This is a genomic window from Pseudoteredinibacter isoporae (assembly GCF_011602085.1).
Classification (GTDB): Bacteria; Pseudomonadota; Gammaproteobacteria; order Pseudomonadales; family Cellvibrionaceae; genus Pseudoteredinibacter; species Pseudoteredinibacter isoporae.
Window position 1 is genome coordinate 678,090 of record NZ_JAAONY010000002.1, and the last position, 23,127, is coordinate 701,216.

General features: G+C 50.6%; 26 protein-coding genes and 1 riboswitch. Of the genes, 14 read left to right on the plus strand and 12 right to left on the minus strand.

Translation table 11 applies throughout. The annotated features are described in order from the left end of the window. The first annotated feature begins 3 nt into the window (after positions 1–3). The 4 genes from G8768_RS11475 to G8768_RS11490 all read left to right on the plus strand — a co-directional run bounded on the left by G8768_RS11475 (position 4) and on the right by G8768_RS11490 (position 2,792). The gene (locus tag G8768_RS11475; RefSeq protein ID WP_166846925.1) at positions 4–318 is read left to right on the plus strand and encodes a Bor family protein; all 315 of its coding nucleotides are present in this window, start codon (positions 4–6) and stop codon (positions 316–318) included. Then, positions 305–652 (plus strand): Bor/Iss family lipoprotein, encoded by a 348-nt coding sequence (locus G8768_RS11480; protein WP_166846924.1) that lies wholly within the window; start codon positions 305–307, stop codon positions 650–652. The genes G8768_RS11475 and G8768_RS11480 overlap by 14 nt, the downstream gene beginning before the upstream one ends. A 103-nt stretch (positions 653–755) precedes the next feature. Further along, positions 756–1,532 carry a MipA/OmpV family protein gene (locus G8768_RS11485; RefSeq protein WP_166846923.1) on the plus strand — a complete coding sequence of 259 codons (777 nt, stop codon included), beginning with the start codon at positions 756–758 and terminating at the stop codon, positions 1,530–1,532. Positions 1,533–1,790: 258 nt separating this feature from the next. Then, complete coding sequence (locus G8768_RS11490; protein ID WP_166846922.1) at positions 1,791–2,792, plus strand: Kelch repeat-containing protein; 1,002 nt, start codon at positions 1,791–1,793, stop codon at positions 2,790–2,792. Between the two features lie 35 nt (positions 2,793–2,827). On the opposite strand, the gene G8768_RS11495 is transcribed toward G8768_RS11490, so the two are convergent. Then, the gene (locus G8768_RS11495; protein WP_208020161.1) at positions 2,828–3,346 is read right to left on the minus strand and encodes a MarR family winged helix-turn-helix transcriptional regulator; all 519 of its coding nucleotides are present in this window, start codon (positions 3,344–3,346) and stop codon (positions 2,828–2,830) included. A 91-nt stretch (positions 3,347–3,437) separates the two neighbouring features. Then, positions 3,438–4,028: a carboxymuconolactone decarboxylase family protein gene (locus tag G8768_RS11500; protein WP_166846921.1), complete on the minus strand. Its 591-nt coding sequence runs from the start codon at positions 4,026–4,028 to the stop codon at positions 3,438–3,440. Positions 4,029–4,214: 186 nt separating this feature from the next. Here G8768_RS11500 and G8768_RS11505 point away from each other — a divergent pair, with 186 nt between their 5' ends. Together G8768_RS11505 and G8768_RS11510 are read left to right on the plus strand one after the other, a co-directional pair. Then, positions 4,215–4,613 carry a GFA family protein gene (locus G8768_RS11505; protein WP_166846920.1) on the plus strand — a complete coding sequence of 133 codons (399 nt, stop codon included), beginning with the start codon at positions 4,215–4,217 and terminating at the stop codon, positions 4,611–4,613. 15 nt (positions 4,614–4,628) lie between these two features. Next, complete coding sequence (locus G8768_RS11510) at positions 4,629–5,714, plus strand: metalloprotease (protein ID WP_166846918.1); 1,086 nt, start codon at positions 4,629–4,631, stop codon at positions 5,712–5,714. 252 nt (positions 5,715–5,966) lie between these two features. On the opposite strand, the gene G8768_RS21165 is transcribed toward G8768_RS11510, so the two are convergent. From G8768_RS21165 to xerD, 5 genes are all read right to left on the minus strand, one after another. Further along, the gene (locus tag G8768_RS21165) at positions 5,967–6,101 is read right to left on the minus strand and encodes a hypothetical protein (RefSeq protein WP_279545720.1); all 135 of its coding nucleotides are present in this window, start codon (positions 6,099–6,101) and stop codon (positions 5,967–5,969) included. Positions 6,102–6,239: 138 nt separating this feature from the next. Continuing rightward, entirely contained in the window at positions 6,240–7,634 is a 1,395-nt protein-coding gene (gene thrC, locus G8768_RS11515) for a threonine synthase (RefSeq protein ID WP_166846917.1), read from the minus strand. 185 nt (positions 7,635–7,819) lie between these two features. Beyond that, complete coding sequence (locus G8768_RS11520) at positions 7,820–9,124, minus strand: homoserine dehydrogenase (RefSeq protein WP_166846916.1); 1,305 nt, start codon at positions 9,122–9,124, stop codon at positions 7,820–7,822. Positions 9,125–9,363: 239 nt separating this feature from the next. Beyond that, positions 9,364–10,233, minus strand: coding sequence for a thioredoxin fold domain-containing protein (locus G8768_RS11525; protein WP_166846915.1), 870 nt, complete (start codon positions 10,231–10,233; stop codon positions 9,364–9,366). A 191-nt stretch (positions 10,234–10,424) separates the two neighbouring features. Beyond that, positions 10,425–11,315 carry a site-specific tyrosine recombinase XerD gene (gene xerD / locus G8768_RS11530; RefSeq protein WP_166847576.1) on the minus strand — a complete coding sequence of 297 codons (891 nt, stop codon included), beginning with the start codon at positions 11,313–11,315 and terminating at the stop codon, positions 10,425–10,427. A 274-nt stretch (positions 11,316–11,589) separates the two neighbouring features. On the opposite strand from xerD, the gene G8768_RS11535 reads away from it, so the two are divergent. The 6 genes from G8768_RS11535 to G8768_RS11560 all read left to right on the plus strand — a co-directional run bounded on the left by G8768_RS11535 (position 11,590) and on the right by G8768_RS11560 (position 16,025). After that, entirely contained in the window at positions 11,590–12,357 is a 768-nt protein-coding gene (locus G8768_RS11535; RefSeq protein WP_184679375.1) for a pyridoxine 5'-phosphate synthase, read from the plus strand. 275 nt (positions 12,358–12,632) lie between these two features. Continuing rightward, positions 12,633–13,037, plus strand: coding sequence for a CBS domain-containing protein (locus G8768_RS11540; protein WP_166846914.1), 405 nt, complete (start codon positions 12,633–12,635; stop codon positions 13,035–13,037). A gap of 138 nt (positions 13,038–13,175) precedes the next feature. Then, positions 13,176–14,051: a Rossmann-like and DUF2520 domain-containing protein gene (locus tag G8768_RS11545; RefSeq protein ID WP_166846913.1), complete on the plus strand. Its 876-nt coding sequence runs from the start codon at positions 13,176–13,178 to the stop codon at positions 14,049–14,051. Continuing rightward, entirely contained in the window at positions 14,048–14,686 is a 639-nt protein-coding gene (locus G8768_RS11550) for a trimeric intracellular cation channel family protein (RefSeq protein WP_166846912.1), read from the plus strand. Before G8768_RS11545 ends, G8768_RS11550 begins: the two co-directional genes overlap by 4 nt. Further along, complete coding sequence (locus tag G8768_RS11555; protein ID WP_166846911.1) at positions 14,686–15,159, plus strand: YiiD C-terminal domain-containing protein; 474 nt, start codon at positions 14,686–14,688, stop codon at positions 15,157–15,159. Before G8768_RS11550 ends, G8768_RS11555 begins: the two co-directional genes overlap by 1 nt. 77 nt (positions 15,160–15,236) lie before the next feature. Next, positions 15,237–16,025: a TerC family protein gene (locus G8768_RS11560; RefSeq protein WP_166846910.1), complete on the plus strand. Its 789-nt coding sequence runs from the start codon at positions 15,237–15,239 to the stop codon at positions 16,023–16,025. 107 nt (positions 16,026–16,132) lie between these two features. Here the strand turns inward: G8768_RS11560 and G8768_RS11565 are convergent, their stop codons facing one another. The 3 genes from G8768_RS11565 to G8768_RS11575 form a co-directional block, all read right to left on the minus strand. Next, complete coding sequence (locus G8768_RS11565) at positions 16,133–16,711, minus strand: hypothetical protein (protein ID WP_166846908.1); 579 nt, start codon at positions 16,709–16,711, stop codon at positions 16,133–16,135. Positions 16,712–16,907: 196 nt separating this feature from the next. Then, complete coding sequence (locus G8768_RS11570; protein ID WP_166846905.1) at positions 16,908–17,822, minus strand: SDR family NAD(P)-dependent oxidoreductase; 915 nt, start codon at positions 17,820–17,822, stop codon at positions 16,908–16,910. Positions 17,823–17,870: 48 nt separating this feature from the next. After that, entirely contained in the window at positions 17,871–18,329 is a 459-nt protein-coding gene (locus tag G8768_RS11575; RefSeq protein WP_166846901.1) for a MaoC family dehydratase, read from the minus strand. 193 nt (positions 18,330–18,522) lie between these two features. Here G8768_RS11575 and G8768_RS11580 point away from each other — a divergent pair, with 193 nt between their 5' ends. After that, on the plus strand, positions 18,523–19,323 hold the full coding sequence (locus tag G8768_RS11580; protein WP_243749490.1) for a TrmH family RNA methyltransferase: 801 nt from the start codon (positions 18,523–18,525) through the stop codon (positions 19,321–19,323). Between the two features lie 23 nt (positions 19,324–19,346). Here the strand turns inward: G8768_RS11580 and G8768_RS11585 are convergent, their stop codons facing one another. Together G8768_RS11585 and G8768_RS11590 are read right to left on the minus strand one after the other, a co-directional pair. Then, positions 19,347–20,552, minus strand: coding sequence for an MFS transporter (locus G8768_RS11585; RefSeq protein ID WP_166846898.1), 1,206 nt, complete (start codon positions 20,550–20,552; stop codon positions 19,347–19,349). A 58-nt stretch (positions 20,553–20,610) separates the two neighbouring features. Beyond that, complete coding sequence (locus G8768_RS11590; RefSeq protein WP_166846895.1) at positions 20,611–20,946, minus strand: hypothetical protein; 336 nt, start codon at positions 20,944–20,946, stop codon at positions 20,611–20,613. Between the two features lie 233 nt (positions 20,947–21,179). Next, positions 21,180–21,309: riboswitch (SAM-I-IV-variant riboswitch) on the minus strand. Positions 21,310–21,638: 329 nt separating this feature from the next. Here G8768_RS11590 and G8768_RS11595 point away from each other — a divergent pair. Continuing rightward, positions 21,639–23,087 (plus strand): pyridoxal phosphate-dependent decarboxylase family protein, encoded by a 1,449-nt coding sequence (locus G8768_RS11595; protein ID WP_166846892.1) that lies wholly within the window; start codon positions 21,639–21,641, stop codon positions 23,085–23,087. The last annotated feature ends 40 nt before the right edge of the window (positions 23,088–23,127 follow it).

Here is a 23,127-nt window from a genome sequence, read left to right on the forward strand (position 1 = left end):
AGTATGGATAGCAAAACCTGGCAAAGGACACTGACCGTGTTCTGTCTACTTGCCCTGTGTGCCTGCACCAGTGTCACCATTCGCCCCAATGGCGGCGAAAAGTTGCACACCGAGCCGAGCTACATCGACAGCAAACCTTTTTACCTCGCAGGTCTGATTGGCGAACACACCGTTGATATCAATGAAGTCTGCGACGGCGCGGAAATTGAACAAATGCAAACCGTGATTTCCGGAAACGATTATGTCTTGAGCTTGCTTACACTGTTTATCTACTCCCCGAGAACAGCCAAGGTATGGTGCCGCTATGAAGAAGCTTAATTTTCTCGTCATCACCCTGACCAGTCTTGTTGCACTTTCGGCTTGCAGCCGTATCCACTTCGTGCAATACGAACAGGAAAATAATGAACAGGAAGAGAAACGCTGGCATCACACTACCCTGAATGGTTTGGTGGAGTTAAGTCCTCCACTGAATCTTTCGGAGGTCTGTCGTGGCAAAGCCTGGAACCATGTGACCACTGAGACCAGCTTCGGTAACTGGGCAGTCAGCCTGCTTAACCCGGCGATTCCTTATTTGGTTTTGTATTCGCCGAGAACCAATCGAATTCAGTGTTATCAAGTGCCAATCGAAAACAGCAACGATAAAGACGTATAATTTTTCTGGTTAATGTTTCATTCAGAAAAAATTAATTTTGGGTTTAGCTAGCCCTCGTAAAGTACCTCACATAAACAAACACAAGCCCAACAGTGAGGACTGTATGAAAAACTTAGCTAAATTTGGAACCATTGCCACTTGCGCTTTATTGGCAGGAAACCTGGAGGCAAAAGATGCCGTCGATCCAGGTCAGGCAGATAACACCTGGGTTGTTGGTATTGCCGGCGGCGCTGTTAACAACCCTTATGCCGGTGAAGATAATGAAGGCATTATTATCCCGCGCATCCGCTACAACGGCGATCGCCTGTTCTTTAATGAAAAAGGCCTTGGCCTGAATCTGTTTACCACGGGCAGCTTAAGTGGCGGTCTCATTTTGAAAGGCGACGGTTCATTCCTGAGCGACGATAAAGACTATCGAGGCAACGCAAAACTGGCCGGTCTGCGCGAACGTGATCACGCTCTGGAAGGTGGCTTTTACATCAACCACACTACTGACATGGGTCGTCTGCGCTTCAGTGCGGTAAGCGATGTATCCAACGAACATAAAGGCCACACCGTGGGCTTGGAATACATTGCCGACATGGAGTTTGGCGCCTGGAATATTAATCCTTACGCGGGTGTCGAGTGGATGAGCGATGAAAAAGTTGACCACCACTTTGGTGTGCGCAGCAATGAAGTCACCGCTACTCGTGCGCTTTACAAAGGCGACGACAGCGTGAACTTCGGCGCTGGTGTACGCGGCCGCTATAGCTTTACCAAGCACTGGGATTTTACCTTTAATACCGGTTACGGACGCTTGGGCAGTGGTATCACCGACAGTCCGATTGTCGAAGATAAAAACATCTACTACGGCACTCTGGGCGTCAATTACAACTTTTAATTCGCCCTTCGGTTCGGAACGCTACTTTCTCCGAGCGTTCCGGATCGCCTCTATTCATTTAGCTTTCACACATTATCGATCTCGCCTTTTCATTCTTTGTCTGCGTTGCTTCACTTGTTTCGCCTGTCTGTACACCGTTTAAGTGCCCTCCACCTCAGCTCACCGCAATCTCTCGACCAATGTCAGTGATTATTGGATAATCTCTCTCGATAGTCTCCGTCAAAACAATAATGATCACCAAACACTCTGGAGCCACGAATGGATCGACGCAATTTTCTGATCGCCTCAGGTGCAAGCCTGTTAAGCATTCACCCATTGATCAGCTCAGCAGCCAAATCCGCCCCACAATGGTCCTCAGGCCCCGCACCGATTCCCATCAATATCCAGGAAATATACCCGACGGTTCACAAAAACCGTTTGTACGTCGCTGGCGGGATCGCGTCGAAATTTGGCGTGCCCTATTTCAGTAATGCTTGCTATAGCTTCGACCCCGCCAGCAATCAATGGCGCGAGGAAGCCAAGCTGCCTAAAGCGATGCATCACGCCACCCTGGTCAGCAACGGTGAACGACTGTTTTTGTTCGGTGGCTTTCATGGTGGTTACAGCCACATCTGGCGCATGCAGGACGCCGTGTATGAATTACTTGCTGACGGTTGGACACAGATTGACACCTTACCCAAGCCCCTGGCTGAAGGCGTTCTGAGCTGCGCGCCCGATGGCACCATTCATTGGGTGACCGGTCAGAGCCCCAGAAGTGAAGCAAACAGCGCTCGCAGCGATCACCAGGAGATAACAGATCATTACCGCTGGCTGCCGGATTCCCAAGAGTGGCAAACCCTCGCGCCGATTCCAACCCCGCGTAACAGTGCCACCGGAGCCTGGTTGGGTGATCAACTGATCGTCACTGGAGGTCGAACCGCGAAAGGTAATTTGTCGCACACAGAGATTTACGATTCAAAAAGCGCTCAATGGCGTGAAGCCGCACCATTGCCCCTGCCCCAGGCTGGCACCGCCAGTGTGGTTGTCGACGATGGCCTGATTGTTTTTGGTGGTGAAATTTTCATTCCGCAAGCCAAGGTATTCAAGGAAGTTTGGCGTTACTCTCTCAGCCAGGATAGATGGACAAGCTTGCCCGATATGTTGACGCCTCGACACGGCTTGGGCGCAGGTCGATTTGGAAAAGATATCTATGTCATCGGCGGTGCCACTGGACCCAGCGGCGACGGCACCAGTCCTATTAATGAGCGCTTTACGCTTTAGCTTGAAATAACCCTTCGAAAAGCAGCCCGGAATGATTATTTATTCCGGGCCATATCTTCCAGGCGTTGATCCAATTTTTCCATAATACGAAACAGATCCCGGTACTCTGCAACGTCTAGAGATTGCAACAACTCGGCCTCCCAACTCAAAGCGGAAGGTACGATCGCGTGATAGAGCTTTTGACCTTCCTCGGTCAGGGACAAATAATAAACCCGGTTGTCTTGCTGATCCTTGTTTTTCAGCAACAGGCCTTTATCTTCCAATTGCTTTACACCACGGGATACTTTGGATTTATCCATCATGGTAATTTCGCCGATAAACTTTGAACTCAAGCCAGGCTGTTCGCCCAAGCGAGCCAGAATTCGCCATTCAGGAATGGTCAGGCCAAAATCACGGCTGTATACCCAGGAGTAGGTGTCACTCACTCGCTTCGCGAGGTTCGCCAGACGAAAAGGCAGGAACTGATTCAGAATCAGGCTGGGATCTTTACTCAGCCGGGATTCCTGCTCCATCGTTGCCGATGCCTCTTGCTCGTTTGTTTCCGGGGTACTCATTGAACGTCCTATTGTTTTTAACAAAAACGGCGACCGCAATGGTTCACAAATCCGGTCACAAATCGTTGCACCGGGCATAGCCGTCATTCGCTTACTGGTGCTTGCCCACTTCCCAATCGGTATCTTGCAATGCGCGCTCAGCCACTTGCTTGGGCAGGGTTTCCAGCTCGGTGGACATAGTATCATTCCAGCGATTTAAAAATCCAAACAAAGCCACCGAGGCAACAATTTCTACCACCTGCCCTTCATCAAAGTGTTTTGCCAACTCGGCGAAATCTTCATTTGACGCTTCATTGGGCAGAAGTGAAGCCTTGTAAGCCAAACGCAAAGCCGCCCGTTCACCCTCGTCAAATAACTCACTGCTTTCAAATTCCCACACGGCCGCAATTTTCTTATCAGAAGCTTTGTAAATTGACGATAGATTGGCCATATGACTTTGACAATAGCGGCAACCGGAAGCCTGACTCGAAATTAAAGAGACCAGCATTTTCAATTCTTCGCTGACGGTTCCCTCATACAGAACCGCCTGGTTGAGAGCACCAAATCGTTTAGCGATATTCGGGCGTCGCGCCATCGTGCGAATGCTATTGGGCATAAAACCACGGGTGTTTTCATAGTGTTGATAAAGAGCTTGTAGCTCATCATCCATTTCTTCTCGATCTAGAGGGCGCAAATGGGCCATAATTTACCTCCGCTGCTGCGGACTGGATCTGGATTGTTCCGCAGGTGGATATTATTGTTGGTTTCAGTATATTTTCACTCAAGCAGATACTCTCACGTGAGAGCATATTCAGACTAACATCAATATTTGCCTTATCCAAGCCATTCGGAACACGGCAACAACAATTAACCTTAAGCGACTGATAATATGGAACTTTTTTCCTACTCCGGAAGCTGTCATTGCGGCCGTATTCACTTCGAAGTGGACAGCATTGATGCTCCGGAAGTTGAAGATTGCAACTGCTCTATCTGTACTAAAACCGGATTTTTACATTTGATCGTTCCTGAAAGCCGCTTTCGCTTGCTGAAAGGCGAAGAGGATTTAAGTTGTTACACTTTCAACACCGCTGTCGCCAAACATTATTTCTGCAAGCACTGTGGGATCAAACCGTTCTATATCCCACGCTCCAACCCGGACGGTGTTGATGTGAATGTCCGCTGTTTGGACAAACCACCCGCACACATGCGAGTTGTTGCCTTCGATGGTCAAAACTGGGAAGACAACGCCGCCAGCCTGCAACACAAAAGCAAAGACACAAATGAGTAAAGCCGAGCCTGCCTGATGAATGAAGAACACCCCTTAAACGCCCACTTGATCTTTGAATTGGATTACGACGCCCTGAGTTTCAAGCTGCTACGCTCGCAAGACGGCCGGGAAGTGTTATCCGTCAATGGGGAGCCGCTGGAAAGTGAGCGCCTTCTCCAAAGCCGCGCAGAATACCAACTGGGTCATCCGGAATTGGGAAATCTGGTGGTTCGCTACCAGATATTTCCCGGTCAGAATATCTGCAAATATTTTTTGCTCCGTGACGACGACTTACTTCATGACGGCGAGCAAAAATTGCCAGAAGATATTGTCGATTCCGTAGAGGAACAACCCGAGCAAAGCCGGGGCCATACCATCGGTTTAATCGGCCTGGCGTTTAAGTTGTTCAAGAGCGCCAAGGCCGTCAAAGTGCTACTCGCGGGCTCTGCCCTGGCAGGCTGGAGCATTATGTTCAGTTGGCAATTCGCTCTCGTCCTGATTGCAGTTATCTGTTTCCATGAGTACGGCCATCTCTGGGCCATGAAGCGTACCGGAATGAAAACCAAAGGCATGTATTTGATTCCATTTGTCGGCGGTGTCGCGGTAGGTGATAAAGCCAGCAGCCATTGGCAACAGGTATTTATTGCCATGATGGGGCCCTGCTTTGGTTTACTTATGAGCGTGGTGTTTTACCTTGCTTATCTGATCACTGAAAATCATTTCATTGGACTGGTCGCGTCCATCAGCGCACTGATCAATATTTTTAATTTATTACCGGTGCTGCCGCTGGATGGCGGACAAGTCGTAAAAGCGATGGTGTTTTCCGGGCGATCTTATTTACCTTATTTAGGCTTGATGATTATATCGGCCGGGATGTTTGCACTCAGCTTGCAGCTGGGCCTCGCCCTTCTGGGCTTTTTTGTGATAATCGGCGCAGTGGATCTGGTTTTCAGCTGGAAGGAATTTAAACATCAAACCGTGACACCCATGGACCGCTACGGTGTCTTGTTTTCACTGGTTTGGTACCTGCTCACGGTGGGCGCGTTTATTTTTATCATTTTGAGCATTGCCGGCTCGGGCTTGCCCGGTTCGGAAATTGCCACCACTATTTTGAATTCCTAGATCAGTTGAGAAATTATGTTTCATCGCGGAATGTCCTTTTACTTTCTGGCTTGTGCGCTTATCAGCGTGGTTATTTTGACCAATGAAAGCTCCGGCAGCCCCATAGCCGACATTGCCATATATACTCTGCTATTCCCCATCTGCTGTTCACTGGCCGCTTACCATTTTTGGCGAGCTAAAGCCGCCGCCTATATATTTGGGTTACCACCCTGCTTAAGCATTGTGTTTCGCCCAATAGGTGAATGGGCCTGGCTACAGCTGCCACCCCCAATTTCTCTGGGCATTCCAATGGGTGATTTCGCCGCAGGAAGAGGATTCCTGTTTGATTTCTTTGCCGCAATACTCGTTATCCGATTCATATACGGTATCTATGGAAACGCGATTCATTACCGAAATTCGCAGACACACACCTGAAAATTTTGATCGTTTTTTAAATACAAAAAAGGCTCCCGAAGGAGCCTTTTGGATACCACAATAATTTATACCAAAACCATGGGTATCAAGAGAATGGGTTTGCAGCGCCCGTTAACGGCTGTGCTTTTGCACAAAACTCTGCACCAGCCCCATATCGTTACTCAGAACCTCATAACGTTCTTCGCGCTCGAAGAGATCGTTCATATGATGCGGCAAAGGTGGCTGCATACCGGCAATGGCCTTTTCTACCGCTTCCGGGAATTTCGCCGGATGAGCAGTAGCCAAACACACCATAGGAATATCCTGGCGGCGACGCTCACAGCGAGCAGCGGCCAAACCGATGGCGGTATGGGGGTCCAACAAATATTCCGTGCTGTCATATACCTTGGCGATGGTTTCGATCATACCATCATCATCCAGACGATAACTGCTGAACAATTCGGATGCCTTGGATAAGGCCTCATCGCTTAAGGTCATGGAACCGGATTTAAAATCGTCCATTAACTGCTGAATTGCTGCCCCATCGCGACCATACAAATCAAACAGCAAGCGTTCGAAGTTACTGGACACCATAATGTCCATACTTGGGGACAGCGTGTGCTCCAGCTCTTTTTTACTGTGATCATTGCTTGACAAACAGCGATGCAAGATGTCGTTGCTGTTTGTCGCAACAATCAGCTGATCGACCGGCAAGCCCATTTTACTGGCCAGGTAACCGGCAAAAATATCGCCGAAGTTACCTGTGGGCACGGAAAAAGCCACATCTTTATGAGGTGCGCCCAAGGCCAGACCGGCATAAAAATAGTACACAATCTGGGCCATGATGCGCGCCCAGTTGATGCTGTTTACGGCAACCAACTGACGGCCTTCCGGCAGAAAGCTCTGATCCGCAAAACTGGCTTTCACCATGTTCTGGCAATCATCGAAGTTACCTTTCAGTGCAATATTGTGCACATTATCCGATAACACAGTGGTCATCTGACGGCGCTGAACGTCGGACACTCGTTGATGCGGATGCAGAATAAAAATATCGATATGCTGGCAGCGACGGCAACCTTCGATCGCCGCCGAACCGGTATCGCCGGAGGTTGCGCCCATTACGACAACTTTTTGCTGACGCTTGTTCAGAACGTAATCCAGCAACTGCCCAAGAAACTGCAGGGCGAAATCTTTAAAGGCCAAGGTCGGCCCCTGGAACAACTCCAGCACCCATTCGTTATGGGCGGTTTGAACCATCGGAGCAATCGCTTCATGACGGAAACTGCTGTAGGCACGCTCAATGATGCCTTTTAGATCTTCGGAAGGAATGTCACCGGCCACAAAGGGTTCGATGATCTTAAAGGCCAGCTCCTGATAGCTTAAGCCGGCCCAGCTGGCAATTTCTTCTTTTGAAAAACTCGGGAGAGATTCAGGAACGTATAAGCCACCATCACTGGCCAAACCAGTCAGGATCGCTTCTTCAAAGCTTAGCGCAGGTGCCTGCCCACGCGTACTGATGTATTTCACGGGATGTTTCCTATCGTGATGCGAGCGGCCATGCCACTCTTATATTGCTATTGGAGCCCCTTGAAGAGGCCTTAGTGTAATAATTAGATCCGCAAGTTTAACGGATTTGAAGGGCTGGACAAAGCCAGAGTTCGTGCGCTCCAGCTTTGCCTGTGACCTTATCGACGAAACCAGCTCTCGACCAATCAGCCAAGAGCTTCCATACGAATGCGGCTGACCTGGCCGGAGATGCTGTCCAGTGCTTCAATCTGCTCGATAGCGGATTTCATATCTGCTTCCAGAACGCTGTTGGTCAGCAGAGCCACATCGACATGATCCTGGGATTCCGACTCACGCTCTTTCTGAATCAGAGCCTCGATACTGGCGCCGGCATTGCTCAGGATCTGAGTAATCTGATTCATCACACCGGGCTTATCCAGGGCAGACATGCGCAGGTAGTAAGCGGTTTCAACAGCATCGATCGGCAGAATCACATGATCCTGCAAATACTCAGGTGCGAAACCCAAAGCAGGAACAGTAGCCGCATTGCTGGAGATCGCACGGGCCACATCAACGATGTCGGCTATCACCGCTGAAGCCGTTGGTTCAGCACCAGCACCGGCACCGTAATAGAGGGTTGGGCCAACGGCCTCACCCTGAACCAGTACCGAGTTCATCACACCATCAACATTGGCAATCAAGCGCTTGTGAGGAATCAAAGTAGGATGTACGCGCAGCTCAATGCCTTCATCGCGACGGCGAGCAATTCCCAAATGCTTGATGCGGTAACCCAACTCTTCTGCGTATTTCACATCAACGGGCTGAACAGTGCTAATGCCCTCACAGAAAACCTTGTCGTATTGCAAAGGCATAGCAAACGCCAAGGAAGCCAGAATCACCAGCTTGTGAGCCGCGTCGATGCCTTCCACATCAAACGTCGGATCGGCTTCGGCGTAACCCAGCTCTTGAGCTTCTTTCAGAACATCCGCAAAGTCGCGACCTTTGTCTCGCATTTCGGTAAGAATAAAGTTACCGGTTCCGTTAATAATGCCGGCCAGCCATTCGATATGGTTGGCCGCCAAGCCTTCACGCATGGCTTTAATAATAGGAATACCGCCAGCAACGGCCGCTTCATAGGCAATGCATACGCCCTGCTCCTGAGCTTTGGCAAACAGTTCATTACCAAACTCGGCGATCAGAGCTTTGTTGGCAGTAACCACATGCTTTTTATTGGCAATGGCCTTTTCGACCAGCTCTTTTGCAACGGTAGTGCCGCCAATTAATTCAACAACAATGTCCACTTCAGGATCATCAACCACAGCGAAAATATCGCGACTGAGCTGATAGTTTGTGGTGTCACAGGCAGGATTATCCCGGCGTGCGCCAATATGGCTTAACTCAATCGGGGTGCTGGCGCGTGCGCTAATTTCATTCAGATTGCGCTGTAAAACATTAAAAGTGCCACTGCCAACAGTGCCCAGACCACAGAGTCCAACTTTTACCGGTTTCAAAATGGTTTCCTCGCTGATTGCTTACGGTTTGCCCGAAGGCGCTTTGCACAACGCTCTTGAGTGGCGTTTGGGGCAAAAGATGAGAACAATACTTGCCCTACCGGAGGCTGTCAAACCACAGACTGTGCGGCTCGCAATCGACTTGAAAAAGACAGGAAAAATTCGATTGAAGACTGGCGAAAAACCAGCTGGGAAGAAGGGAAAAGCTCCCCGGAGGCAACCGGGGAGCCTTCAGACAATTAGATTTTCAGCAGTGTCGCCAACTCTTCTGCGCTGCGATAGCCAGAAATCTTGGTGCCGTCCTGCAGGAAAATACCCGGGGTACCACGCAAACCAAAAGCACGTACCAGTTTCAGATGCTCCTGAATAGGATGCTCGGCGCAGACTTCACGCTCCAGGCCACCACCATTTTTCAATTCGGTGAGGGCTTTACCTCGGTCTTCTGCACAGAAAGCTCGTGCCAGCTTATCGGCAGAGGCACCAACAGGGCCAGAACGCGGGAAGGCCAGATAGCGAACTTCAATGCCCATCTCATTCATCTGAGGTACCTGGCGATGAAGCTTCACGCAGAAACCACAATCCACATCGGTAAATACAAAGATCTGGCCTTTTTTCTCACCCTTTGCCGGGTAGACGATCATTTCGTCTTCCGGGATTTTGTTCAAGGTGGTTTTGGCCATGCGCTGAATTTCTTCTTCAAGACGACGCTCAACCGGGTCCATCCAGGCAACAAAACTGCCATTCTCAGGAACAATGGCCTGGCCCTGCTCATTAATGATGAAGGTACCGTCCGCGTTGATAAACACTTTCGGGCCCTGCTCAACCTGCACGCTATACAGCCCTTCAGCGGGTGTGCGACTGATGTGCTGAATGGCAAAACCTGGAACCGACTTACCCATGTTCTCGGTAATTTTGGCTTTTACCTTCTCGTCGACAGCCATCAATTCCGCCGACTGACCCTGGGCGCCCATAGCCAATCCAAAACCCATGGCGGCCAATAAGGCGTATTGACCGACTTTTTTGATCGAAGATTTCATCAAGCTCACTGTGTCACTCACTTTTAACTGTTTTTCCTGAAATGCCGCGCCGTTAACGTGATCAATAATCACACAGCGGCATCTGACTGAATTCCTTAAACGGCTGGCATTATACCCATGCTAGTCTCACAAATCCCTCACATAAGACTAAAGTTATGCGGCTTGCGAACCGTCACACCTATTTGCTTCTACCCTGTTAACGCCAAAAGGTTCCCCTTGATTGCCGGGCGATGCAAATTTCCCGATGGATACCAGGGAGCAAATCAGGCGCGGGGGTGATGTTGCTCATGCAGCGCTTTCATACGCTCCTTGGCAATATGGGTGTAGATTTGCGTGGTGGATAGATCGCTGTGCCCAAGCAGCAGCTGCACCACTCGAAGGTCAGCGCCGTTATTCAGCAAGTGGGTGGCGAATGCATGACGTAAAGTATGCGGTGACAAAGGTTTGTCGATACAGGCCACTTTGGCCCAATGTTTAATTCGATGCCAAAAGGTCTGGCGAGTCATTTGCTGGCCCCGGTTGCTCGGAAACAGCACATCGCAAGGGCCTTTCAGCAACAGGCCACGCCCTTCATCAATGTAACGCTGCAACCAGTGAATCGCGGCATCGCCCATGGGCACCAGGCGCTCCTTGCTGCCCTTACCAAAAACCCGGATCACGCCCTGGCGCAGATTGACCTGGCTTTCGCTTAAGCCCACCAGCTCGCTGACCCGCAAACCACAGGCATACAACAATTCCAGCATGGCCCGATCGCGCAAGCCTACGGCGTCTTCTACGTCGGGAGCAGCCAGCAGATGATCAACGTCTTCTTCGCTCAGGGATTTCGGCAACCCCTTGGGAAGTTTGGGGTTCTCAATCAGGGCAATGGGGTTTTCGGAAACCCGATTTTCCCGCTGTTGGAGATTGTAAAAACCTCGCAGACAAGACATGAACCGCGCTGTCGAGCGGGCACTCAAACCCTGCTCCAGGCGCCAGGCCAAATGCCCCTGTACCCATTCCGGTGTCGCGCTCAACAAGCTATCGGATGATTTTTCGCTATGCAGCCACAGAGAAAAGCTTAACAGGTCCCGTCGATAGGAACTTAAACTGTTTTCGCTGAGCCCCTTTTCCATCCATAGGGTATCGAGATATAACTCCACTTCCTGTTGCATCATCTCCGGCAACTGATTGGCATCAATTCGGCTACCGTTTGTTCTGCTGCTTCTTTCTGGCATACATACCTTGTGCGGATAGGATTCTGAATCGCCGTATAACCCGAATGAGTTACCCCAAAGATTAAGAGTCTAACGAAGAATTCTCAACCTCGGCTTAACAGAGACAATTATTTTCATAACTTGCGAGCACAATCACTTGGGCGCATAATTTTCCCATTATTTTTTAGCTGGGCGATTGATGATCTGCCTGCACTCGAACAATGAGACAAACATTATGGCCGTTGCCCTTAGCGTAAACCTGAACAAAATCGCCCTGCTTCGAAATTCCCGCGAAGGGAATTATCCAGACCCGGTAGAATTTGGAAAAATCTGCCTGGCAAACGGCGCCGATGGCCTCACCGTTCACCCACGCCCGGATCAGCGCCATATTCGCCCCGATGACGTGGCCCGTTTAGGTGACCTTGTTCGCGATATTGATGACATTGAATTTAATATCGAAGGCAATCCCTTCGCTGAAGACCTGGGCGATTACCCCGGTTTTATTCCTCTGGTGGAACAGCACAAACCGGATCAGTGCACCCTGGTGCCGGACAGTAATGAGCAGCTCACCTCGGATCACGGTTTCGACCTTCGTCAGAGTGGCGACAAACTCGCTCCGTTAATCGCTAAACTGAAAAGCCGAGACATTCGTGTCAGTTTGTTTATGGACCCGGATGTCGAGCAAATTAAACTCGCCAAGCAAGTCGGTGCCGATCGCATTGAACTCTACACCGGCCCCTATGCCTGGGCCTTTAAACAGCAAAGCGCCGATTTGGAAGACATTTTTCAAGCTCACTGCCGCGCCGCTGAAACCGCACTGGAAGTCGGGCTTGGCATCAACGCCGGCCACGACCTTAATCTGCAGAACCTGGATAAATACTGCGGCGTACCGGGTTTACAGGAAGTCTCTATCGGCCATGGTTTAACCGTTGAATCCCTGACCATGGGCATGGCCCATGTGGTATCACGCTATCGCGACATTTGTCAGGGAGAAGCCTCTTAGGCCAAAGGTCTTTAGCCACTAATGGCTTGCTCGATATTCTCGCCAGCGACTTCCGTCGCTGGCCATAGCTTTTCTTGAGCGCTCTACTCCTGAACCCTCTACTTCCAACCCGTTAAATCTCTGTCGACGCTTCACCTGATACAAATCAGAACCCTCTAATATAGACTTGTAGACTGTGCTGGCGAGGTCTAATATGGACTTAGAGCCCAGCCTGTAGCCAACTGCAGACAGTGAAGGCCCGGCTCGTTTCCCATTTCCGGCAAAAGGAGCTGATTATGGAATTGGCCGTCAAAAGCTTAACCATCGCCGATTTTATGGACCACGATCCACATGCGATTCCCCATACCGCGAACATTCGCGAAGCCGTGGACAGCTTGCTGTCTGCCGGAGTGTTAGGCGCCCCGGTGGTGGATGAGCAACAACAGGTTGTGGGTTTTGTTTCCGAGCACGACTGTATGAAAGATATGCTGAACGGTTCCTTCTATCAGGAGGCCCCCCTCCGCGTCACCAGCGTGATGTTCAGCAACCCGGTTACCGTAGACCCGGGCACGAGCATCATCGAATTGGCTGAAGTGATGATGAGCGGCAAGCCCAAAAACTACCCCGTCGTTAAAAACGGCAAACTGATCGGTTTGATCAGTCGTAAACATGTGCTGAAAGCCTTACTTGAAAGCCACTGATTGTTTTCGAGTGTTTTGACTCAAAACAGACACTGAGCCGGGCCATTTCCAGGCACAACTGGGCGGCCCCGGCTGACGCCTACTCTCGGGCACTCTATAATGGCGTCATTTATTGATCGTCAAAGAGATCCCTTTTCTATGCCCGCCTCCCTTTCAATTATCGGTGCCGGCCGCCTTGGGCAAACACTTGCAAAACTGTGGCACGATCAGGCCTGTTTCAAGCTTGAGCAAATTTATCGCCGCAGCGCAAAGTCTTGCCTGGAAGCCAGGGACTTTATTGGTGCCGAATCCGCAATATGCGCGAACACATTTGAAGAGTTACATCCCTGCGATATCTGGTTAATTGCGACACCGGACAGCGCCTTCGCCAATACCTGTGAAAAACTCAAACATACGATTCGCCCAGGCGATATTGTTTTTCATTGCAGTGGGGCTTTGTCCAGTGACGAACTCACCCTTTTAAAACAGCAAGGCGCATTCACGGCCAGCATTCACCCCTTACACAGTTTTGCCCGCCCCGCACAATCCGTCACTCAATTTGCTGGCAGCCATTGTGCCTGTGAGGGTGATGAGAATGCACTTAACATCTTGCGACCCGCTTTTGAAAATATTGGCGGACAATGTTTTAGGATTGAGGGCAATAAGTGGCTCTATCATGCTGGCTCAGTCATTGCCTGCAATTATCTTGCCCCGCTGATGGAGGCCAGTTATCAGGCGTTTGCCGCTGCAGGTATCGATCAAAAGCTGGCGGACACTCTGTTGCAACCACTGCTGTCAGGTACTCTGGAAAACATTCGCCAACAGGGCCCGGCCACCGCCCTCACCGGCCCAATTGCGCGTGGTGATCATGATTTTGTCAGTGCTCAATGGCAAGCTCTGAACGATACCGACTCGGAACTGGCAGAGCTTTACCGTGATATGGCAAAGTACACTACTCGTCTGGCGTTGCAACGGGACAACAGCGAAGAGCTAAACGCTAAACTTCAAAAGTTACGTGGAATATTTGAAGAATGACAAGCCAACTCTGGTTCGCAATATTCGATTTTCTGGGCATTGCCGTGTTTGCCGCTTCTGGAACACTATTGGCGCATCGTAAACAACTTGATGGTTTCGGGGTTTTGGTGCTCGCCTCATTAACCGCCATTGGTGGCGGAACCCTAAGAGATATTTTGTTGGACGTTCCGGTATTCTGGATTCAGGACAACAGCGTGTTTTACACCATCGCTGCTGCCGCCTTTTTTACCGTTATTGTATTGCGCATCTATGGCGACCTGCCCAAGCGGGTGCTGTTAACCGCAGATGCATTGGGCCTCGCATTTTTTGTTATTGTCGGCACGCAAAAAGCACTGGATGTCGGGGTCAGCTATTTAATTGCCGTTATCATGGGAACCTTTACCGGCGTCGCCGGTGGTATGTTGCGTGACGTTCTGGTGCAGGATACACCGATGATCTTGAAGCAAGAGCTTTACGCCACGGTGTGCATTCTGGGCAGTGCCGCCTACATTGTGTTGCAGATACTGGGGCTCAGTCAGTTACTCAGTATGGCAGCCTCCATGAGTTTTATTTTCTGTCTGCGGCTGGCCGCCATATACTGGCATTGGGGCCTGCCGGTTTTTGGCGACCGAGACCCCTATCGAGTTAAAAAGTAATGCCATTAGATGCCTTCACCCGCGAAATTCATCGGGACATTCCCCTAAGCCAACACATGGGATTCGCATTCCGACACTTCAATTGCGCACCGGAACTCGGCGCTGAACTCATTACCGACCTGCCTCTCGCACCCAATATTAATGACAAGCAAACCGCCTTTGGTGGCAGCATTGCGACTCTGGCCACCCTCTCGGGCTGGAGTTTGGTGACACTGTTGAGCCGGCATCTGGGCAGGCCCGCTCAGGTCGTGGTCTACCACAGTGAGCAACGTTTCACCGCCTCCATTGAGCAGGATTTTTACAGTGTGGCTCGAATTGACGCACAGGATTACCAAACTTTTTGCAACACCCTGTCGCAGGAGCCCAAAGCCAAAGTGACCGTCAGCGTCGATATCTATCCCGTAAACAAGCTGGATCAACAAAGCCCCAGCGCCAGTTATCAAGGCAAATACCTGGCAAGCCCAATCGGTTAAGCCAATGTATAGCCAGCATGCATTAGGCTATTTACAATAGCTCCCCACAATAAACCGTAAAACATCAGGATGTTTTCATGGCCGAACTTCTAAGCGTCGAAAATTTCGCCAATCTGGCGGTATTGATCTTTCTCCAAGCCGTACTGGGCTTTGACAATCTTTTGTACATTTCCATTGAATCCCAACGCGCACCAGCAGCTCAACAAGCGGCTGTAAGACGTTGGGGCATTATTATCGCGGTTGCCTTGCGAGTCATATTGCTGTTTGTGATGATCAAACTGATCTCCTCACTGACCGAACCCTTCTTTGATATTCAATGGACCGGTGTGATTGAAGGGTCCTTTAATTTCGCCACGATTGTATTTCTCTTTGGCGGCGCCTTTATTATGTATACGGCGGTCAAAGAGATTTTCCATTTGTTGTCCATTGACGATTTAGCCAGCGAGCACAGCGAACGTACCGCCAGCTCAGCCATGAAAGTGACGGCCATGATCGTCTTTATGAACCTGATCTTCAGCTTCGATTCGATTCTTTCTGCCCTGGCGATTACCGATGTCTTTGCGGTATTGGCGGTCGCGATTCTGGTTTCCGGTGCCGCCATGTACCTGCTCGCGGATCGGGTAACTGAATTTATTCAAAAGAATCGCAAGTACGAAGTGCTGGGTTTATTTATTTTGTTGATTGTTGGTGTTGTGCTGCTGGGTGAAGGTGGCCATGAAGCGCATCTGAAGCTCTTTGGTCACGCTGTTGAGCCAATGTCCAAAGCAACCTTCTACTTCTCGGTAACGGTGCTGGTGATTGTGGACGTGATTCAGTCCAAGTATCGCCGCAAGCTGGAAGCGCAAAAACAGGGAGTAAACCCTTAAGCGTATTTTGCTAACGCTCTTAACAAAAAAGCCCGACATTATCGTCGGGCTTTTTTGTATATGGGCCAGTATGTGTTGCGCTGAGGTTTGCGTCCTAACTCAGTTGTTTATGGCCAGACAAAACTCAACAGCCGACGTTTGTAGTCCACCAGAAACTCAAGATGGCGATTGGCAATCAGGTTAATGTGCTCAGCCAAAACCGAGGAATAATTTGGAATCGCTCTGATCTGCGCCAGCGACAAACTCAACACTTCCGCCCAGTCTCCGGAAAATGCCGCATTGCGGATGAGCGCCAGGTCGCCCCAATGCCCAGGTGCTGGCCACTGGATCAAACGGCGATCTTCACAACGCTTTGGCGCAAAATCAAAGGCAATACTGAGTGCCGATGCACTGTAGGCCATAGCCTGACTTTGGGTGGCGTTGCTGACTGAAAACATGGACAGCGACATTGGCTTGCTGCGCTCCGCATAGGCACTTCCGCCCATGATAGAACCTGTCTGCCAGAACTGCGGGCCGACTTGCTGTTGCCACTGGGTTTCAACATGCGTCATCGCCAACGCGTTGGGGGCATCGCTGCCACTGTCCAAGGCTTTGGAATGTGCAATACCAGCCGTACCCATGAGTAATACGGCACTGATCATTATGGGCTGCTTCCAACGAGCAACCTTGCTTCCTGTTATTCGCATACTGCCCCCACAATATGAATTTGGAGATTAACCATAGCATGACCCGAAGCCCCTATGAGCCAAATGGGTTATTACCTACGATTAGACGAAAGAATAGCGGGTTAAGTTACACAGGAAAAACCTTAATAAAAAAACCGGCGAAATGCACTTCCGCCGGTTTTTCGAGAGGGGTCAAACACTTAGCTGTATTTTGGACTTAGGCCCCCTGTAAAGCCTGCATGGCTTTTGTGAGGAACTTCTCACTTTGTTTGGCGCCGCTCTCCAGTTCACGGTCTCCGTCACTGGCAACCACGGCATCCCACTGGGCCAATACGGCCTCAGGATTCTGCTCGGATTCCGGCAGGAAGATACCCTCAGTTTCGACAATCTTGGAAGCGGCATAACCGCCAGCACCGGCGCACAGAATAAACTTGTTCGGCGCATCGTCTGTCACCAGTGTCAGTGCACCTGCGGTAACCGATTCCGGTTTCAACATAGCCAGGATTTCTTCCGGCATCAGGTCTTCGGTCATGCGAGTTCCGGCGGTTGGTGCCAGAGCATTCACGCGAATATCGTATTTCTGACCTTCAAGTACCAGCGTATTCATCAAACCGATGACCGCCATCTTGGCCGCGCCGTAGTTGGTCTGACCAAAGTTACCATAGAGGCCGCTCGATGAAGTGGTCATAACAATGCGGCCGTACTGCTGCTCTTTCATGATTTCCCAAACCGCTTTACAGCAGTTCACTGTGCCCATCAGATGGACATCCATCACCAGCTGAAAGTCAGCCAGCGCCATTTTGCTGAAGGATTTGTCACGCAGAATACCCGCGTTGTTGATCAGAATATCAACACGACCCCAACGCTCCATGGCCTGTTTGACCATATCTTCCACTTCATCAAACTTGGCGACATTGGCACCGTGGGCAAAAGCCTCACCACCCGCTTCGGTGATCAGATTCACCACTTCATCGGCCGCAGCACTGGACGCGCCAGTGCCATCACGTGCGCCACCCAAATCATTGACAACGACCTTGGCGCCGCGCTTGGCCAGTTCCAATGCATGGCTGCGACCCAAGCCGTTGCCAGCACCCGTTACGATGGCCACGCGGCCGCTAAAATCAACACTCATTGCTCTTCCTCGTTCCAGCAATTGTCAAAACTGTTTTCTCTACTGCCTTTAGGCAACAAATACCATGGCAATCCACTCGGCAATCAAGGCGGGTTTATCTTCGCCCTCAATCTCAACCGTGTACTCGGATTTAATCATAAACTGGCCGGGGTGCTTCTCTTCGATGGATTGCAGTTTCGCCACACCACGAATTCGGCTGTTCACCTTTACCGGGGCCAGAAAACGCACTTTATCACAGCCGTAGTTCACACCCATCTGTGTGCCTTCCATCACGAAGCCACAACTCTCGGCAAAATGCGACAACATGGACAAGCTTAAAAAGCCGTGGGCGATGGTGGTACCAAATGGGGTTTGCTTGGCCTTTTCCGGATCGACGTGAATAAACTGGTGATCCAGAGTGCAGTCAGCGAAGACATTGATTTGATCCTGGGTGATGGTGTGCCATGGGCTGGGCTCGGAAACCTGACCGACAACCGATTCGATATCTTCCCGCTTGATAATGTTCATATGAAATAGCCCCTTATAAATTTTATGAATGGTGGCAATGGACAGTAATAAATTATGTGAAGAGCAAACATACCGGCTTTTTACGGCGGCTGCACCCCGTTCCAGCTCAAAATCAGAAAATCATCGGCAAGGGCCAAGAAACTGTCAGTTTTAACCGCAATGCCGGTATACTGCGCCCTTTCCAAAACCGCACATGCTTTTCGATGTTATGAATCAAAACGACAGCCCTGAGTATCTCGAACGTAAACGCTTCTTCGATAGCCTGCTGACCATCTTTGGACGCAAGCCAGTTCTGGAGGCTTTGCAAGACAACAGCGTCGATTTGCATCGTTTGCATCTGGCAAAAAGCAATCGCAATGACGGCATTGTGGAAGAGATTATTCAGCTGGCCAATGCTCGTGGAGCCGAAATTGTTTATCACGATCGCCAGGGCCTCTCGCGCATCTCGAAAAACGCCAAGCAGGATCAGGGGGTTGCAGCCGATCTGATTTGCCAGGCCTATGGCAACTACAAAGACTTCTTGGCCAATCCTCCCAGATCGAATTATCAACTGCTTGCGGTCGACAGCATCACCAACCCGCAAAACCTGGGCATGATTATTCGTTCGGTCTGCGCGGGTTTTGTCGACGGTTTGATCATTCCTGAAAAAGGCTGCGCCAAACTCGATGCGCTTGTCATCAAGGCCAGCACCGGCACCCTGTTCCGCACGCGAATTTTGCGCTGCAAACAGTTGCACCGCTGCCTGGAAGATTTCCGACAGAATGACCAGCATCCCGCCGATGTCTACGGACTTTCATCCCACGCCAACGCTCAACTGAAAGATGTACCTAGCGACACCGCCAATATTTTTGTCTTGGGGAATGAAACCCATGGCGTGAGTGATGTAGTCAGCGAACGCTGCAATAAGATGTTGGCCATTCCAATGAACAATCAGGTGGAATCTCTAAACGTCGCCGTGACGGCGAGCTTGATTGCGTTTCGTGGGCAGATTTAATTCTTTTTAAGAAGTTACTGAGCTTAAGGCGCCGAATTCTCGGGGTCTGGATTTTTATTCGTACTTTGCTCAACGGCCCACAAACTTTTCAGAAAATACGCGGATACAAACAACAAAATGCTCGCGCCTGCAGATACCTGTAAAACAATTTGCAAACCAAAGTGCTCGGCGCCATAACCGGCGGCAATCGCGCCCAATGGCGCTGAACCAAACAGGGCCAGTTGGTAAATCGACAGCAAACGTCCACGCAAGGATTGTGGAGCCTGGCTTTGCATTAAACTTCGGCCGAGACTTGCGGACACTCCCGTCAGAAGCCCCCAAAGAAAGACCAGAATAAACAGGCCTCTTAATAATGGCCCCGCGCTGATGGCCAACATGATTAAGGCGGCGTAGAACACACAAAGGTACAAGGCTCGGCCGGGTCGCTGTACTTCCGCCCGACGTATCAATCCCATGGTGGCAATAATGGTGCCCAAAACAAAACTGAGTTGCAGCCAGGCATAAAAATCGGCGCTGCGTTGATACACATCCCGAACCAGCAAGGGCAATACAACAACAAACGCTCCGATGTGCAGGAAGCCATTAAAGGCGACCAGTACCGTCAGGTTGCGGGTGATTTTATTGCGCCAGCAGTAAGCTAATCCATAGGACCAGGCTGCCAGTTCAAAACGCTTGGCTTTGACTTCGCCCAGACTTAAACACAATGCCGCTGCGACGAGTAATGCCAATACCTGCAACGCCAGCACAGGGCCAATGCCAATTTGATCGAGTTGCCCGGCCAATAGTACGCCGCTGGCTTGCAGGCTGTATTGAAAAAAACTCGCCCAACTTACGGAACGTTGTACGCTGGTGTTGGAGACATTAGCCAGTAAGCGTTCGCGCAGTGGTTGAATAAAAGCATTGATGGCGCCTATCACCATGCCGTAGATGATCAATGCGGGCAGTTGCAGGTTTTTGGCGTGCAATAATCCGAGCAGGGAAAAATGCGCTAAGGCAAGCGCGGCATACAATCCGGCGAGATATTTTACGCTGGGGTAACGATCGGCGAGCACGCCTCCGACCAGCATCAGTAACAAGCTGGGCAACAGTACGCTTGCTTGAACCCAGCCCAGTTCCTGTGCAGAGGAATTCAGGCTCAGCAGTGCCAGCCAGGGCAACAGCACCACTTGCACTCCATTGGCAAAAGAGGCACTGCCGACAACCCCCAGGTAACGCTGCATGGTGTTCATTGCGGGCGACCCGTGTTGTGCGCTTGCGTTTGTTTTACGCCACGTTGCGGTATCTGTGTTAAGCCGCGTTGCCTTGGGCCTCGTTTTGTTGACAGGGAGTCTGCAAGCTCAGTGCATTCACTTGCTGTTGGCATTGCTCCAGGGCCTCTTCCAAGCATGGGTAGTTATTTTGCCAAAGGGTTTCTTTGCTCTGGGGATTATACGCGATCACGGCGTAGATGGTCCCTTTGCGTCCTGGAATTTTTCCGTCGGTTAGGTACAGATACAGTTTGTCATGTATCAACACGCCGGTTTTGAAACAGTTCTGGCGATGCAGTTGTTGCACACATCGTTCGGGGGATATGCCCAAATAGGGGCTGTTGGGTCGAACCCAAAAATCGATTGCCTTTGTCATGGCTTGTCTCCTGATAATACGCGTCGCGATGGGCCGCTACGGCCCGGTAAAGTTCTCTCATGGAGCTTCACATTCGCGGTTCGGCGTATTGGTCGGAGTTACGTTTCGGGTTGAACGCGTTGTTCAAACAGTCAGCCACAAAAAAGCCCTCAATGGTTGGGTGTTGTTAACACGTCCAGTGAGGGCTCGATATTCGTTATGCCTGTAGCCTTGCTTTGTTGCTAGCGATTGCAGAACAATTTTGTTCTTGCTTATCGGCTAGCCTCATCGCTGGGAACGCTCGTATGTCGTTCCTTCTCAGCAACCACCTTGCCCAAGTTGGCAGGTTGGCGATGGCGAAATGCCACTCTCTGGATGAAAGTGCCGCCATACTAACGGGGGTGCGGGTGCTGGTCAAGGGATAAGCAACAACCCAATGAAGAAAATTGGTGGCACTGAGACCGAGCCGGGTGTTGGGGCCTGAATTCGAGGGACGCACAAGTACGTCCCTGTAGCTCTACTCCGGCGTCCTGCCTCCGAAGCCCTCGAATTCAGGCCCCAACACCCGGCTCTGCAAACGCCAAGACCTCCAATTCAAAAGCCCGACAGAAATCCATCACAAACCAATGATCACTTCCCCCATTTGACTTGTCTTATTATTCACCCTGTTGGTACCATGGTACCAACAGGGTGAATAATATGGGACTGACCCAATGAGCGATACATCAGCATTTCCCCAACAGGGCCGTGACAGCGACGATCTTCTCGCAGAACTGAAGGAACGTCAGAATAAGGATTTGAATTGGCGTGAGGGCCGGGTGTTCTCCTATGTCTATGATGCCGGACCAGAAGCGATGGCGTTGCTCAAGGACGCTTTCAATATGTACCTGACCGAAAATGGTCTGGACCCAACCACCTTCCCGTCTGCCATGGAGCTGGAGAAAGATGTTCTGCGCATGGCCATTGAGCTCATGAACGGTGGTGAAGAAGCCGAAGGGACATTTACCAGTGGCGGTACAGAAAGTCTGCTGCTGTCGGTGAAGACCGCGCGTGACTATGCCCGTGAAAATAAACCTGAGATTAGCCTGCCAGAGTTGCTGCTTCCTGAGACGGCGCATGCCTCGTTCTTTAAAGCCTGCCATTATTTCGATGTTAAACCCGTAGTCATCCCGGTCGACCCGGTGAGTTTTACAGCCGATCCCGTTGCGATGGCAGAAGCCGTTACTGCGAATACGATTATGATGGTCGCGTCAGCCCCTTCATACGCCCACGGGGTCATCGACCCAATACGTGAGTTGGGCGAAATTGCCTTAAAGCATGATCTGCTTTTCCATGTTGACTGCTGTGTTGGAGGGATGTATCTGCCTTTCGCCAATGAGCTGGGTTTTGATACCGGTGACTTTGATTTGTCGGTTCCCGGCGTTACGCAAATTTCCATGGACTTTCACAAGCTCGGGTATGCCGCGAAGGGCGCATCGGCCATTTTGTATAAGCACGGTCAGTTAATGCGCCGCCATCAATATTTCGCCTGGTCGGGATGGAGTGGCTATTCGGTGATTAACCCGACCGTCATGTCGACCAAGAGCGCCGGTCCAGTGGCCGCCTGCTGGGCCATTATGAATAAGCTGGGCAAGCAAGGGTATCTGGATCTGGTGCAGAAAACCCAGTCAGCCTCTGAGGAAATTCGCAGCGCCATTGCCGATATCCCGCAACTGAAATTACTGGGGGATTCGAAAATGAATCTGCTGGCGTTCAGTTCAGATAAAATTGATGTCTTCAAGCTTGCCGAACGAATGAAGAAACGCAATTGGTATATTCAACCTCAGTTTGCCTTTGGTGCGTCGCCAGCGAATATTCATCTGACCATCAGTCACGGGAATTTAGCAGGCTTCCGGGAATTCCTTTCGGATCTGCGGGCCTGCGTTGCCGAGCTGGACACCGACGATGCGCAAACGGCGATGGTGGATTTGCCCGAAGAAATCGCAGCTCTGTTCGAAAACCCCAGTCCGCAGTTGTTCAGCGACCTGGCCGCCATGTTTGGCGGTGATGGCACTGAGGCACCGGAAAATATGGACGAGGTCAATAATCTTCTCAATGCGATGCCCCATCAGATTCGTGATCAACTGATCACCGAATTCGTAAACCGCATGTTTAGCACTTAACATTTGGCGGGATAAAGATTACAGTTTAGCCCTTCGCAAT

Excerpts from the sequence above, each read along its gene's own strand:
- G8768_RS11475 (WP_166846925.1), top strand. The coding sequence starts at position 4 with ATGGATAGCAAAACCTGGCAAAGGACACTGACCGTGTTCTGTCTACTT.
- G8768_RS11480 (WP_166846924.1), top strand. The coding sequence starts at position 305 with ATGAAGAAGCTTAATTTTCTCGTCATCACCCTGACCAGTCTTGTTGCA.
- G8768_RS11485 (WP_166846923.1), top strand. The coding sequence starts at position 756 with ATGAAAAACTTAGCTAAATTTGGAACCATTGCCACTTGCGCTTTATTG.
- G8768_RS11490 (WP_166846922.1), top strand. The coding sequence starts at position 1,791 with ATGGATCGACGCAATTTTCTGATCGCCTCAGGTGCAAGCCTGTTAAGC.
- G8768_RS11495 (WP_208020161.1), bottom strand. The coding sequence starts at position 3,346 with ATGAGTACCCCGGAAACAAACGAGCAAGAGGCATCGGCAACGATGGAG.
- G8768_RS11500 (WP_166846921.1), bottom strand. The coding sequence starts at position 4,028 with ATGGCCCATTTGCGCCCTCTAGATCGAGAAGAAATGGATGATGAGCTA.
- G8768_RS11505 (WP_166846920.1), top strand. The coding sequence starts at position 4,215 with ATGGAACTTTTTTCCTACTCCGGAAGCTGTCATTGCGGCCGTATTCAC.
- G8768_RS11510 (WP_166846918.1), top strand. The coding sequence starts at position 4,629 with ATGAATGAAGAACACCCCTTAAACGCCCACTTGATCTTTGAATTGGAT.
- G8768_RS21165 (WP_279545720.1), bottom strand. The coding sequence starts at position 6,101 with ATGAATCGCGTTTCCATAGATACCGTATATGAATCGGATAACGAGTAT.
- xerD (WP_166847576.1), bottom strand. The coding sequence starts at position 11,315 with ATGATGCAACAGGAAGTGGAGTTATATCTCGATACCCTATGGATGGAA.
- G8768_RS11535 (WP_184679375.1), top strand. The coding sequence starts at position 11,590 with ATGGCCGTTGCCCTTAGCGTAAACCTGAACAAAATCGCCCTGCTTCGA.
- G8768_RS11540 (WP_166846914.1), top strand. The coding sequence starts at position 12,633 with ATGGAATTGGCCGTCAAAAGCTTAACCATCGCCGATTTTATGGACCAC.
- G8768_RS11545 (WP_166846913.1), top strand. The coding sequence starts at position 13,176 with ATGCCCGCCTCCCTTTCAATTATCGGTGCCGGCCGCCTTGGGCAAACA.
- G8768_RS11550 (WP_166846912.1), top strand. The coding sequence starts at position 14,048 with ATGACAAGCCAACTCTGGTTCGCAATATTCGATTTTCTGGGCATTGCC.
- G8768_RS11555 (WP_166846911.1), top strand. The coding sequence starts at position 14,686 with ATGCCATTAGATGCCTTCACCCGCGAAATTCATCGGGACATTCCCCTA.
- G8768_RS11560 (WP_166846910.1), top strand. The coding sequence starts at position 15,237 with ATGGCCGAACTTCTAAGCGTCGAAAATTTCGCCAATCTGGCGGTATTG.
- G8768_RS11565 (WP_166846908.1), bottom strand. The coding sequence starts at position 16,711 with ATGCGAATAACAGGAAGCAAGGTTGCTCGTTGGAAGCAGCCCATAATG.
- G8768_RS11570 (WP_166846905.1), bottom strand. The coding sequence starts at position 17,822 with ATGAGTGTTGATTTTAGCGGCCGCGTGGCCATCGTAACGGGTGCTGGC.
- G8768_RS11575 (WP_166846901.1), bottom strand. The coding sequence starts at position 18,329 with ATGAACATTATCAAGCGGGAAGATATCGAATCGGTTGTCGGTCAGGTT.
- G8768_RS11580 (WP_243749490.1), top strand. The coding sequence starts at position 18,523 with ATGCTTTTCGATGTTATGAATCAAAACGACAGCCCTGAGTATCTCGAA.
- G8768_RS11585 (WP_166846898.1), bottom strand. The coding sequence starts at position 20,552 with ATGAACACCATGCAGCGTTACCTGGGGGTTGTCGGCAGTGCCTCTTTT.
- G8768_RS11590 (WP_166846895.1), bottom strand. The coding sequence starts at position 20,946 with ATGACAAAGGCAATCGATTTTTGGGTTCGACCCAACAGCCCCTATTTG.
- G8768_RS11595 (WP_166846892.1), top strand. The coding sequence starts at position 21,639 with ATGAGCGATACATCAGCATTTCCCCAACAGGGCCGTGACAGCGACGAT.